12 protein-coding genes are annotated in these 12967 nt (G+C 67.0%); 8 read left to right on the top strand and 4 right to left on the bottom strand.

All coding sequences use genetic code 11. From position 1 onward, the window contains the following. Window positions 1–65: 65 nt before the first annotated feature. Window positions 66–827 carry an enoyl-CoA hydratase gene (locus ACEWX3_RS18060; RefSeq protein ID WP_374157236.1) on the bottom strand — a complete coding sequence of 254 codons (762 nt, stop codon included), beginning with the start codon at window positions 825–827 and terminating at the stop codon, window positions 66–68. Window positions 828–871: 44 nt separating this feature from the next. Between ACEWX3_RS18060 and ACEWX3_RS18055 the strand changes: the two genes are divergently transcribed. Further along, on the top strand, window positions 872–1138 hold the full coding sequence (locus ACEWX3_RS18055) for a DUF2277 domain-containing protein (protein WP_163674290.1): 267 nt from the start codon (window positions 872–874) through the stop codon (window positions 1136–1138). Between the two features lie 50 nt (window positions 1139–1188). Beyond that, entirely contained in the window at window positions 1189–1734 is a 546-nt protein-coding gene (locus ACEWX3_RS18050; RefSeq protein WP_374159886.1) for a DUF1802 family protein, read from the top strand. On the opposite strand, the gene ACEWX3_RS18045 is transcribed toward ACEWX3_RS18050, so the two are convergent. Continuing rightward, window positions 1723–3375 (bottom strand): CocE/NonD family hydrolase, encoded by a 1653-nt coding sequence (locus tag ACEWX3_RS18045; RefSeq protein WP_374157235.1) that lies wholly within the window; start codon window positions 3373–3375, stop codon window positions 1723–1725. The two genes, ACEWX3_RS18050 and ACEWX3_RS18045, sit on opposite strands and share 12 nt — an antisense overlap. A gap of 30 nt (window positions 3376–3405) precedes the next feature. Further along, on the bottom strand, window positions 3406–4023 hold the full coding sequence (locus ACEWX3_RS18040; RefSeq protein ID WP_374157234.1) for a TetR/AcrR family transcriptional regulator: 618 nt from the start codon (window positions 4021–4023) through the stop codon (window positions 3406–3408). Window positions 4024–4063: 40 nt separating this feature from the next. Here ACEWX3_RS18040 and ACEWX3_RS18035 point away from each other — a divergent pair, with 40 nt between their 5' ends. Together ACEWX3_RS18035 and ACEWX3_RS18030 are read left to right on the top strand one after the other, a co-directional pair. Further along, window positions 4064–5209 carry a sulfotransferase gene (locus tag ACEWX3_RS18035; protein ID WP_374157233.1) on the top strand — a complete coding sequence of 382 codons (1146 nt, stop codon included), beginning with the start codon at window positions 4064–4066 and terminating at the stop codon, window positions 5207–5209. Further along, a complete protein-coding gene (locus tag ACEWX3_RS18030; RefSeq protein WP_374157232.1) occupies window positions 5199–6263 on the top strand; it encodes a hypothetical protein in 1065 nt (354 codons plus the stop codon). Before ACEWX3_RS18035 ends, ACEWX3_RS18030 begins: the two co-directional genes overlap by 11 nt. Here ACEWX3_RS18030 and ACEWX3_RS18025 read toward each other — a convergent pair. Then, a complete protein-coding gene (locus ACEWX3_RS18025; RefSeq protein ID WP_207068033.1) occupies window positions 6257–6841 on the bottom strand; it encodes a DUF3558 domain-containing protein in 585 nt (194 codons plus the stop codon). The two genes, ACEWX3_RS18030 and ACEWX3_RS18025, sit on opposite strands and share 7 nt — an antisense overlap. Window positions 6842–6990: 149 nt before the next feature. On the opposite strand from ACEWX3_RS18025, the gene ACEWX3_RS18020 reads away from it, so the two are divergent. The 4 genes from ACEWX3_RS18020 to ACEWX3_RS18005 all read left to right on the top strand — a co-directional run bounded on the left by ACEWX3_RS18020 (window position 6991) and on the right by ACEWX3_RS18005 (window position 12910). Beyond that, window positions 6991–7968, top strand: a complete 978-nt coding sequence (locus ACEWX3_RS18020; RefSeq protein WP_374157231.1) for a metallophosphoesterase — start codon at window positions 6991–6993, stop codon at window positions 7966–7968. Next, the gene (locus ACEWX3_RS18015) at window positions 7965–8642 is read left to right on the top strand and encodes a 4'-phosphopantetheinyl transferase (RefSeq protein ID WP_374157230.1); all 678 of its coding nucleotides are present in this window, start codon (window positions 7965–7967) and stop codon (window positions 8640–8642) included. Before ACEWX3_RS18020 ends, ACEWX3_RS18015 begins: the two co-directional genes overlap by 4 nt. Then, window positions 8639–9532 (top strand): tRNA pseudouridine(55) synthase TruB, encoded by an 894-nt coding sequence (gene truB, locus ACEWX3_RS18010; RefSeq protein WP_374157229.1) that lies wholly within the window; start codon window positions 8639–8641, stop codon window positions 9530–9532. The genes ACEWX3_RS18015 and truB overlap by 4 nt, the downstream gene beginning before the upstream one ends. Window positions 9533–9721: 189 nt before the next feature. Beyond that, window positions 9722–12910, top strand: a complete 3189-nt coding sequence (locus ACEWX3_RS18005) for an Ig-like domain-containing protein (protein WP_374157228.1) — start codon at window positions 9722–9724, stop codon at window positions 12908–12910. The last annotated feature ends 57 nt before the right edge of the window (window positions 12911–12967 follow it).

Raw genomic sequence — 12967 nt, 5'->3', positions numbered from 1 at the left:
ACCGGCGCGCCACGACACGCCCGCGCCTACTGTGCAGACGTGCGCCTTCGCGGTGCGAGACGGGGCTAACGCACCTGTGAGCGGCCCCGCTCGATGACCGAGCCGCGACTGGCAGCGATGTCATCGCCGCTGGTGGACTTCATCCACTCCCGGGCCGACGCGGCCTCCATCCACAGCCCGGTGCTGTTCTGGGCCTCGTCGATCTGGTGATACGACGCCATCAGCGCCCGCACCGCCTTCTGGTTGTTGCCGACGATCGACGCCGCGATCCGGCGCGCGGTGTCGAGCAGCTCGGCATGCGGCACGACCTGGGTCACCAGCCCGGTGCGCAGCGCCTCGTCCGCCGACAGGTAGTCACCGGTCATGCTCATCCGGCGGGCCATACCGACCCCGACCTTCTGCGGCAGCCGCACCGACAGACCCCAGGTCGGGAGCAGGCCGACCCGGGCATGGGTGTCGGCGAAGCGCGCCTGGTCAGAGGCGATGAGGATGTCGCAGTACAGCGCGATCTCCAGGCCCCCGGTGACGGCCGCGCCGTTGATCGCGCCGATCACCGGCTTGGTCATCGGCGGCCACTTCGGGGAGATATCGGGCAGCTCGGTGGTGTCGCCGAGTTCCTTGAGGTCCAGTCCGGCGCAGAACACCGGGTCGGCCCCGGTGAGGATGACGACGTCGACGTCATCGTCGCTCTGAGCTTCGCGCAGTGCCGCGAACAGCCCGGTGCGCAGCGCCGCCGACAGCGCGTTGCGGGCCCCGGGCCGATTCAGGGTCAGCGTGCGGATTCGGTCGGTCGTCTCGACCAGCAGGACATCGGACGTTTCGGTCATCCGCTCACCGTATCGACACCCGTCAAGCGCCTATCGTGGAGGTCATGTGCCGAAACATCACCGAGCTGCGCGGGCTGCAACCGGCGGCCACCGCCGTGGAGATCGAGGCCGCGGCGCGCCAGTACGTCCGCAAGGTCAGCGGCATCACCAAGCCGTCGGCGGCCAACGTCGACGCGTTCGAGACCGCGGTCGCCGAGGTCACTGCGACCACGGAACGCTTGCTGGCCGGTCTGGCTCCGCGCAGGCAGCCGCCGAAAACGGTTCCACCGCTGCGCCGCCCGGAGGTCCGGGCGCGCCTCGGCCTGGCATGACCGGCGAGGCCAGGCCGATCCCCGGGCCGATGTCGGCGCCGACTCCAGCGCTGACCCCGGCGCTCAAGGAATGGAGCGCGGCCATTCACGCGCTCCTCGACGGCAGACAGACGGTTCTGCTGCGCAAGGGCGGCATCCACGAGAAGCGGTTCGAGGTCGCCGCGTCGCGATTCCTGCTGTTCCCGACGATCGCACACAGCCACGCCGAGCGGGTGCGGCCCGAGCATCGCGACCTGCTGCAGGAGTCGGCGCGCGACAGCACCGACGACGAGGTGCTGGTGCGTGCCGGCGCCAGCGTGGTCGCCGCCGTCGAGGTCCGCCGACCGGAGAACCTCGAACAGCTCGCATCGCTGCACATCTGGACCGACGAGTCGGTCCGCGCCGACCGGCTGGACTTTCGCCCCCGGCACCGGCTCACCGCGGTGGTCGTCTCCGCGGCGGAGTTACGCGAGCCGGTGCGGGTGCAGCGCACCCCGGATTACCGCGGCTGCGCGAGTTGGGTCCAGCTGCCGGTGCGACCGGACTGGGCGGACCCGGTGCACGACGAGACCGTCCTGGAGGGGATCGCCGACCGGGTGCGTGGCTCAGTCGGTTGACGGTGGCCGGCTGTCAGCCGGCAGGACCAGGCGTGATTCGCCGCCGAGACGCACGGTGTGACGTGCCGTCGCCAGCGCGGTGCCGGTGGCGACGGACTCGCCGGTGCCCAGATTGCGCACGAAACGCGGGTGCGACCCGCCCGCGATGAGCACCCGGATCCGGGCGCCTGCCGGAAAGGTGTGCGCGACGGCGTCGAGTTCGAGGCGCACCGTGCCGGTGTCGGGTGCTGAAGCCAGGTAGCCGTCGCTGATGTTCCGCGACCGGCCCTGCGCGTCCACCTGGCTGAGCCGGACGAAGACATCGTTGTTCGGGTTGGAACAGGAGTGCGACAGTTGCACGACCGGGGCGCCGACAACACACAGGTCGGTGGGTAGCGGCGCACTGGTGAAGGTCAGCACGTCGGCGCGGCGTGCCAGTTCGGTGTCGTCGCGGTAACCGCCGACGGGGGACAGCAGCCGTCCTCCGACGGTCGGGGTCGGGTCGGCGGGGTTGTAGACGAAGACCTCGTCACCGCCCCGGGCCGGCGCGGCGCTGGCCAGACCACCGCCGGGCTGCAGGTAGAGCACCTGCTCGGGCATCGGCGGCGGCCAGTCCGCGAGCTCCAGCCAGCCCTGCCCACCGACATGCACACGCACCGGGCTGGGGCGTTGGGAGGGCTGATCACCCAGATGGGTATCGAGCCAGTCCAGCGTCTCGCGGATGACCGTCGGAGCGGCCTTGGTCATCATGTGTCCGTGGGTCCACGGCCCGACGGTCAAGCCGACGGGTACGTCGCGGTCGCGCAACCTGGCGAACTGGGTCAGGGTCTGTTCGAGGAACAGATCCTGCCAACCGGACAGCAGCAGCACCGGAATGTCCGTGCGCTCCAGAGCCTCTCGTAGATGCAGCCGCGTCCAGAACTCGTCGTCGGCGTCGGGGTGCTCGAGCCAGGACTCGAACCACAGCGCACCGTCACCGAGCAACGCGCGGCTCGCTTCGCCCAGCGGCAGTCCATAGGACGCGCGCGTCACACGGCGTTGCGCCCGCGCCTGCCGAAGCAGGGTCAGCAGCCGGTTGGGATCCTCCTGATGGGCGACCAGGTCGCTCCAGCCGAGGAAGTCGTTGAGGCCGAACGACCCTGTGCCCCAACGTGGCCCGCTGACGTCGTGCGGACCGACCGTGATCACCGCCGCCTTCATCTCCGGTGGCGGATCACTGAGCAGCGCCCACTGGGTGAAGCCCAGATACGACAGTCCGACGGTGCCGAAGGTGCCGGTGAACCAGGTTTGTTCACGCAGCCACGCGACGGTGTCGGCGCCGTCGGGGATCTCGTGCACCATCGGCGAGAACTCGCCGCCCGAACCGAACGTGCCCCGCACGCTCTGCACCAGCACGTGATAGCCGCGGGCGGCGTAGACCGAGCCGAACAGCGCCGCGAACGGGAAGCTGCGCCCGTAGGGGCCACGCACCAGCAGCGTGCCGGCCGGGGTGGCGAGCTGCGGCTCGTAGTGGTCGGCGATCAGGTCGACGCCGTCGCGCATCGGAACACGCAGGCCGCGGTGGACGGCGACGCCCGACGTCGGTTCGGGCAACCCGAGCACCTTGCCCAGCGTGCGCCCGATCCGGGCCGCCACCCCGCGAGGCGGTGTCGGCTCGGTCATAGCCGGCGTTGTCGCGTTCACCCCGACAGGCTACGCAAGAGGTGATTGCCCGCCGTCGATTGCCCGAACCATCTTGGCGATCAGCCAGCGCATCGCCTGGGACGCAGTGGAACCCTCCAGGCCCCACACCCCGACCATGCGCTCGTAGGCCTCGACGTTCCAGAGCAGGTCCAGAAGCGCCGCGGCGGCCCGTTGCTCGGTGTCACTCCACTGCGCCGCGGCGGTGGCCACCGCCGACTGCAGCGCCGCGCGACGGCGCTCGTCGACGGTGTTGAACGTGGGATCGTCGGTCGCCTGCGCCGATCGCCGAACCGAGAACCGCTGCAGGGATGCGAAGATCCGGGCCGTCACCTCGTCCAAGGTGGTCAGGTCGATGTCCTCATAGGAGATTCCCGCCTCGTCTTCGAGCCGTTGCATCACCGCGTCGTGCAGCAGTTGCTCGGAGGGGAAATGGCGATAGACGGTCCGTTCGCCGACCGCGGCGCGTTCGGCCACCGCCTTGAACGTGAGCCCCTGCCAGTCCCAGCTCTCGAATTCGTGGACCAGCTCGCTACCGGCGGCCACGATCTTGTCGCGGGTCTGATGAGCTTTTTGCCGACGGCTGGTGTTGTCGTAGTTCCGCCGCGGAGGGATTGACGAACCGCTCATAATCGTGACAGCTTACTGTCACGAAAGTGGGAGGCAAACGATGGCCGCATCGCAGGTGTCGTCGGACGAGTTGCTCGGTGCTGCGATGCGACAGACCGGTCTCGCCGATTTCGGCGACGACTGCTTTCGTGAGGGTCTGGAGATCCTCTTGCGTGCCCTGGCCACCGAGGCGAAGCTAAACAGCCGGGGCGAGACCTACATCTACGACCGCATCCGGCTGTTGCTGTGCCAGCGGCTGCAGGTGGAGGACTGGTTCGCCCGACACCCAGAGATTGCCGACCAGCCCGTGACCGCGCCGGTGTTCGGCCTGGGATTGCCCCGTACCGGATCGACAGCCCTGTCCTTCCTCCTGGCCCAGGACCCCGGCGTCCGCTATCTACGCCTCTGGGAGTCGACTCGGCCGTGCCCGCCGCCGTCCACCGTGCTCGGCGACGATCCCCGCATCCCGGCCGGGCAGCGGCCCGTTGTGGTCGGCAGCAGACACCACGTGCCCAGCGACACACACGGCCCGACGGAGTGCCTGGATCTGATGGCACTGAATTTCACCTCGCAGATCTTCCAGGCCTTCGCGCAGATTCCCTCCTACTCTCGGTGGCTGCTCCACAGTGCCGATCTCACGCCTACGTACCGCTACGAGCGCAGGGTCCTGCAGTTGCTGCAGTGGGGCGAACCCACCAGACCGTGGCGACTGAAGACGCCCGCCCACATGACTTCTGTATCCCAATTGGACCGCGTCTTCCCCGACGCGCGCTTCGTCATGACACACCGCGACCCCACCGACGTGATGCTCTCGGTGGCCGATGTCTACGCCGACATAGTCAGCGGGTTCAGCGACCACGTCGATCGTCCTTACCTCGGTGAGCTCAATGTGGAGGTGTGGTCGACCGCGGTGGCCCGCACCATGGAGTTCCGGGCGAACGGCGGAGATGCCCGCTTCTACGACATCGACTTTCGCGACATGCAGGTCGATCCCGTCGGCGAGGTGCGCCGCCTCTACGACTGGCTCGAAGTGCCGGTCTCCGAAGAGTTCGAGCATCGGATGGCTGTGTGGTGGCACGCCAACGCCGAGAGCCAGGACCCTCACCCGAAGCGCGACCCCGGGGATTTCGGCCTTGATGTCGACGTGATTCGGCCGCGATTCGCCACCTATGTCGACACCTATCTCAGGAGTAGCGATGACCACTGACCTCGCCGGCGGAATCGACGCCGGTCGCGAGTACGTGTTCGCCGAGCGGCCGGATGACACCGACATGCGGGACTCGGCCAGCTTCTGGGTGTTCGACGACAGCGGTGCCGTCGGCCTGCCGCGCATCGGCATCGAGGCGGTCGCGGCGCACTGGGGGAGCCACCAGATCCAGGTCAACCTCGCCTTCCCCGATGGTCGGGTGTACCGGTTGCGCGACAACGCCCCGGCCCGTTCGCCGTTCGCGCCCGACGGCACGCCCGCGGTGCTGGGCGCGGGCCCGATCGCGTTCAGGTGCGTCGAGCCGTTCGACGTCTGGACCGTGGCCTTCGACGGTCACGCGATTCAGACCACGTCGGCCGACCTGATCGCTGGACGCAAGACCGGCCCACTGGTGAACCTGCGGTTTGCGATCGAGGCCAGGATGGCTGCACCGCCGTGGGCGCAGGGTGCGTTGCGGACTGACGCGGATACGCAACTCAAGACGTCGATCGCCGGTGACCTGATGGGCGGGCCCCGCTACGAACAGTTGTTCCGCGCTGCCGGGTCGGTCGAGGTGGCCGGCGAGTGTCACGACCTCACCGGGAGCGGACTGCGGATCCGCCGCCAAGGGGTGCGCCGGCTGGAGGGATTCTGGGGGCACTGCTGGCAGTCGGCGCTGTTCGGCAGCGGTCGGGGCTTCGGTTATATCGCCTATCCGCCCCGGCCCGACGGAGAGCCCGCGTTCAACGAGGGCTATCTGTTCGACGGCGACGGACCACTGATTCCGGCGCGGGTGGTGTCGGCGCCGTGGCTGTCTCGGCTGCAATCCGTGGGCGAAGACGTATCGCTGGTCCTCGAGACCGAGCGCGGGACCGTCCGGATCGCGGGGGAGACGGTGCTGTCGAACCATGAGATCACCGACCCGAAGGATGTGCCGCCCGATGTCCTCGCCACGATGGCCAACTGGACTTTCCCGGCGTTGCAGCAGGCCGGCGTGCGGTATCGCTGGGACGACGAGGAGACGATCGGGATGCTGGAGCGGTCCATACCCCGCGAGCAGCTTGGGAATCAGTAGATGTAGAACGGGCTCAGTTCATGCGCGCGCTGCAGGTTCGTCTGCATGCAGTCCGGGTCGGGCTCGGAGTAGATCGGCGAGTAGAACAGCGATTGCTGGATGACGCCGTAGCTGGTCTTGAATGCCACCATGCAGGTGATCCACCAGCGGTTGTTCCAGTCGGTGGGCTTCATCACCCAGTACTGCGCCGCGCGATGGCCGTTGATGTCGAGTTCGACCGCGTCAGCCGGCAAGGTCTGTTCGAAGGTCCGCCAGACGAACGCCTCGACGGCCATCTGGTAGTTCCCGGCGTCGTACTTGCAGCGCAGACTGTCCTCGGGCGTGGGCGGGGTGAAAGCCAGGCCGATGCGCTGGACCACGTCCAACGGGATGTCCCGGCAGGGATCGAAGGGATCCGGGTCGACGAGGTCGATCACCGGATACTTGATGGTCGTCGACACCGCCGGCAACGGCGCGCCGGTCGCACGCAGTTCGACCCGGTCGCCGGCCACCGGGCCGGCCGGAGTCGTCTGCCAGACCACCACCACCGCGGCGACCAGCGCACACAGCGCCGAGAAGAGCCGCAGTTTGGCGACCATCGCACCCCCTCGAGGTTCCGGGCCGGTGAGATGTCCGGTCCCGCTCGCATTCGTCCGTCCTGCGGGGCAGTGTAACGGCCGCCACGCGCCGGGGGACCGGAAGCCTAGAACACGTTCTAGTTGCCCGGCGAACGGGTGGCGAGCGCGTGATGGGTGCACCAGTACTCTGGTCTGTTGTGACCAGTGACGACCGACGTCCGACGCTGTGGGCGGTCAGCGACCTCCACACCGGGCACACCGGCAACAAGCCTGTGGCTGAGTCGCTGCATCCTGCCTCACCTGAGGACTGGTTGATCGTTGCCGGCGACGTCGCCGAACGCACCGACGAGATCCGGTGGGCACTGGACCTGCTGCGCAAGCGGTTCGCCAAGGTGATCTGGGTGCCGGGCAACCACGAGCTGTGGACCACCAATCGCGACCCGATGCAGATCTTCGGCAAGGCGCGTTACGACTACCTCGTCAACATGTGCGACGAGATGGGCGTCCTCACTCCCGAGCACCCCTATCCGGTGTGGACCGAGGAGGGTGGCCCGGCGACGCTGGTGCCGATGTTCCTGCTCTATGACTACTCGTTTCTGCCGCAGGGTGCGGGCACCAAGGCCGAGGGGCTGGCGATCGCCAAGGAGCGCAACATCGTCGGCACCGACGAATACCTGCTCTCGGCCGAGCCGTACTCCACTCGCGACGCCTGGTGCCGTGAACGGGTGGCCTACACCCGCAAGCGGCTGGAAGATCTGGACTGGATGACCCCGACCATCCAGATCAACCACTTCCCGATGGTCCGTGAACCCTGTGACGCGATGTTCTACCCGGAGTTCGCGCTGTGGTGCGGCACGACGGCGACGGCCGACTGGCACACCCGCTACAACGCGCTCTGCTCGGTGTACGGACACCTGCACATCCCACGCACCACCTGGTACGACGGGGTCCGCTTCGAGGAGGTCTCGGTCGGCTACCCCCGCGAGTGGCGCCGCCGCAGGCCGTACCGGTGGTTGCGGCAGATCCTCCCGGATCCCAAGTACGCGCCCGGCTATCTCAACGAGTTCGGCGGGCATTTCCAGATCACCCAGGAAATGCGTGATCACGCAGCCAAGGTGCAACAGCGGATCGTGAGCAGGCGGGCATGATCGCCGCCACCCTGCTGGCCGGGGTGCTGCCCGGTTCGATCAACGCCCTGGCGGCCGCCGAGCTGTACACCGACCCCAAGGAACTGGCTCCGCTGCCTGAAGAGGAGCCGCTGATCGCCAAGTCGGTTCCCAAGCGGCGCAACGAGTTCATCACCGTGCGCTACTGCGCACGTCAGGCCCTGGTGGATCTCGGTGCCGACCCGGTCCCGATCCTCAAAGGGGAGAAGGGCGAACCCTGTTGGCCCGACGGCATTGTCGGCAGCCTGACACACTGTGAAGGATTCCGCGGGGCCGCGGTGGGCCGCCGCGAAGAGGTGCGGTCCGTCGGGATCGACGCCGAGCCGCACGACGTGTTGCCCAACGGGGTGCTCGACGCGATCAGCCTGCCCGTCGAACGGCATGCACTCGCCGCGCTGCCCGACGACGTGCACTGGGATCGGGTGTTGTTCTGCGCCAAGGAAGCGACCTACAAAGCGTGGTACCCCTTGACGCGACGGTGGTTGGGCTTCGAGGACGCACACATCCGCTTCGACGTCGACGGGTCCGGACACGCGGGGACGTTCACCTCCCAGATCCTGATCGACCCGGAAGCGCTCTCGGGCCCGCCGCTGACGGCGCTGACAGGTCGGTGGTCGGTGCGCAACGGGATCGCGTTGACGGCGATCGTGCTGTGACAGCGGTGCCTCCGGGCCTGGTGGTGGTCGACAAGCCCGGTGGGATGACCAGTCACGACGTGGTTGGCCGGTGCCGGCGGATGTTCGGTACCCGCAAGGTCGGGCACGCGGGCACACTGGATCCGATGGCCACCGGGGTGCTGGTCATCGGTGTGGAACGCGCCACCAAGATCCTCGGTCTGCTGACGGCCACGGCGAAGTCGTATTCGGCGACGATCCGGCTCGGCGAGACCACGACCACCGAGGATGCTGAAGGCGATGTCGTGCAACGCGTTTCGGCCGTCGCCGTGACCAACGACCACATCGCGGCCGCCGTCGCTGCACTACGCGGCGACATCGAGCAGGTTCCCTCCGCCGTGAGCGCCATCAAGGTGGACGGCAAGCGGGCCTACCGGATGGTGCGCGAGGGACAGAGCCCCGAGCTGGCACCCCGGCCGGTGCGGATCGACCGTTTCGAGGTGCTCGCGGTGCACCGGGACCGCCCAGGCGGGGTCGTCGACGTCGACGTCGAGGTCGACTGCTCCAGCGGCACCTACATCCGCGCCCTGGCCCGCGACGTCGGCGCCGCGCTCGGTGTCGGAGGCCATCTCACAGCGCTGCGTCGTACGCGCGTCGGCGATTTTGGCCTCGAGCAGGCCCGGACACTGGAGCAACTCGCCGAGGCGCCGGAATTGTCCTACTCCCTCGACGAGGCGTGCCTGCGGGCTTTTCCGCGGCGCGACCTCACCGCGGCCGAGGCCATCGACGCCGGCCACGGACGTCCGCTCACGCCGGCAGGCATCTCCGGCGTCTACGCCGCGGCGGCACCCGACGGCAGCGTGATGGCGCTGTTGCAGGACGCCGGAGCGAAGACCAAGTCGGTGGTGGTGATCCGGCCCGCGACGCTGTAACCGTCGCACCCCAGTGGCGCGTGCCGGGTCGCGTAATTTACATACACTCCAGTTGGGAAGCTGCAGTCTCACTGAGTGGCCTGGCGCGGCAATGACGTGCCCAATCCTGTCCCAAACTCGCTATTTGCGCAGCTGAGGACGTAATTCATCTAGCAATTTTATCGACACTATCGACAATTACTGTGCGTAGTGCTTGCTCTGATACAGCGCGATCGGTATGTTAAATGCGATCTACAACACAGCGGCACAGCGAAGTGGCCGGTACCACTGCCTGCGGTCCAACGCTCGTCGCATTCCAGGATCGGATTGAGCACCATGACCCATCATCACGAGGCCGTTACCCCGAGTCCGACGTCAACCCTGCACCCGGGTGGCGACATGCGGTCGACGCTGCGCCCGTTGTCCGGGGAATCCGGTGTCGAGGGTGAACTGACCGGGGTGGATCTAGGCCACATTTGCAAGCGCACCGTTCAGGTCGGCGGTCTGGCATTAGCGGCATACGTCATGACTGCTCTGGCAGCTGGTCACGGAGTTGCCGCTGCCGACACGGGGGAGACGGGTCGAGTTGCTCCGGCGAGTAGTTCATCGGCGCACAGCGAAACGTCGAGCGCGGACAACGCCGGTAGGGGCTCGGTTGAGTCGACCTCCACCAGCGACGTCGAAGACAGCACCTCCGAATCGCCGCCGTACGGCTCGACGGACAGCGAAAACGACGCGCTCGAAACGTTGGCAGAGGCTGACCTGGCCGCCGAGCTTGACGCCGACACCGACCTCGACGCCGCGACCGAGAGTGATGTCGGCCCCGAGGTCGACCCCGATGTCGACCCCGAGGTCGACATCACCACCGACATCGATGTGGGCACCGATACGGACGTCGACGTCGAGCCCGACGATCGTTCCGGCGCTGCACCAGAACCGGATTCAGATCGTGATTCCTCTGGCGACGACTACGCCGGCGTCACCGCCGAGGACCACGAGGTCCAGACCGACCCTTCAACCGAGCCTGTCGCCGATGCGGAATCGACACTCGTCGGGGACCCCGAGGCGGTAGGCAGGCGCGCGGAAGACGACGCGGAGGTCGGCGCGGTCGATGCCACGGCCGACGCCGTCACTGCACCGACAGCGGCGCAGCCGCTCGACGCCCCGCCGGCCGAGGTCGCCCTCGGCCCAAATGCAACCCCGCAGCCGACGCCCCCGGCCCCGGCACAGGCCACGATGGACTTCTCCCTGTTCGGTTGGGTTCGGCGGACCTTCTTCAACCGTCCGCCGACCGTTCGCTACGACGCCACTCTCAACTCTCAGGACATGACCGACGGCGTGATCACCGGCAACCTCGGCGCCGTCGATCCCGACAGCGACCCACTGACCTACTCGCTCATCAGAGATCCCCGGTTCGGCACGGTCAACATCGACCCACTCACCGGCAATTTCGTCTTCACGCCCACTGCAGCTTTCGCCGAATTCGGCGGAACCGACTCGTTCACCGTCAGGGTCAGCGACAACCGTTTCCATCTGATGTCGTACCTGTTCAAGCGTGACAAAGGGAGGCCCACATCCAGGATCGTCCTCAGCGTTGCCGCAGTGGGCGATCCTGCGTCGTCACCAGAGTTGGAGCCCTTCGTGGTCGACAAGGTCGTCGAATTCGATCTCCCCGACGGGGTCACTGTCACGGGTGCGGAACTGAGTCCGGACAGCGAACACCTCATCCTCGAGGTGGAGGTCGACGGCAACACGCACATCGCCGTCACGGACCTCGATGGCGGAGGTTACCAATGCATCTCCTGCGGGGTGGCCGAGAACACCGCCAAGGCCCGGGCGTTCTACGACAACCAGAGAATCTGGTTCGCCAACACGTCGGGACAGCAATCAGCCGGTGAGCCGCTGGGTGGCGCCGGCGCGATCACCTACTCGGTGCTCGAATGCGAAGGCTCCATCTACGCCTGCCAGAACCCGACGGTCAAGAAGGTCAAGTTCCCGTCGGACAAACGCCTTCTCCCCGTGCAGAATCGTGAGGCCAAGCCAGACCCGTTCGGCGAGTACGTGACGTGGACGGAGAACACATTCTTCCGCGGCCCGCGGATGAGCATTGCCAGGCTCGTTCTCACCGCCGACGGATACAAGCTCGTCGATCAGCGAATCTTCAGTCCGCAGTGGCTCGAGAATGCCGAGTACGCAGAAGACTTCGCCGACGCCACCCGCTTCTACGAGGGAGCGAGTTGGCACGCCGGTGGCCGCTATCTGAAGTATCAGACCACCTCCACCGGCTTGAACTACGACATCTACCTGTTGGACACGGCTACCGGCGAGCGTCGGCAACTCACCACCGACCTCGACTACAACGAATCCGGCGACATCGCCCCGGACGGGAACTCCATCTATTTCAGCTCCGCTCGCGGTCTGGACCGCATGGACGTGTTCACCGCTCTGGAACGCCCGTCGCTGATCGACAGTGCTGCCTTCCCGCAGATCGGACGGGTGAGTCTGTGGAACAACCGCCGCTCGATGAACGAGCCCTGGCTGATGAATCTCGCCGCGGGTCAGCAGCAGGGCGGCTACTCGGGTCAGCCGATCATCGTCGACCCCGATTGGACGATCCGCGGATGGAGCTGGTTTCCCGACTCCACGCGCGCGGTGATCAACGAGCAACAGCGTCCCGACACCGTGACCCCCGGGGCGCCCGACACCCCCTGGCGAGTCAGCATCATCAGTTTTCCCACCCGCACACCGACGACCCCGCTGCCGCCGGTACACCAAGATCCTGAAGCCATCGCGCGCTGGTCGATACCGGTCGAGGACTACAACCCGATGATGGGCCGGCAGGACACCAGAGTGCTCAGAGGCGCGCATTCCGGAACCGCCACCCTCCGATACAGCGGAATCTTCGCGTGGGGAACATACTCCGTCACCTACAAGAACTACTCCGACGATGGGAAGACGTTCATCAACGGCACCGAGAAGGTCACCATTCTCAATCCGGTGGGCAACTCGGTGTGGAGCGCTGATCTGACCAGCGAGGGCGAGCGTGCCGGATTCTTGAAGGGCAGCATCAAGGTCGGGAAGAAGAATTCGTTCTCCGGAGAGGTCTCCTCCGAGATCAATGGTGTCACCTACAGCGGGGTGCCGACCCAGACCGACTTCCCGGGCGTCAACCAACCCCAGCTGGCCATCTCGCCCTCCGGCGACAGGATTCGCGTGACTGCCACGGTGGCGGAGGACAGTCAGGCCCGTCCTGTGCGCGGCGCCACGGTGACCGTGGGCTCCGTCACCATGATCACCGACGACCACGGCTATGTTCAGATTCCCTTCGGTGCAGGAGATCTCGTCATCGCCACTGCCGGCGGCTTCCAGGGCGCCAGTCATCAGGTTCCTGGTCCGTGATGGCCGCCACGACCTGACGCCCCAGATCAGACGCGCAGGGTCGGTCCAAGAAACCCT

The sequence above is a fragment of the Mycobacterium sp. G7A2 genome (genome assembly GCF_041902445.1).
Taxonomy (GTDB): domain Bacteria; phylum Actinomycetota; class Actinomycetes; order Mycobacteriales; family Mycobacteriaceae; genus Mycobacterium.
Note: the sequence above shows the minus strand (reverse complement) of the source record. Positions and strands in the feature narration are given on the sequence as shown.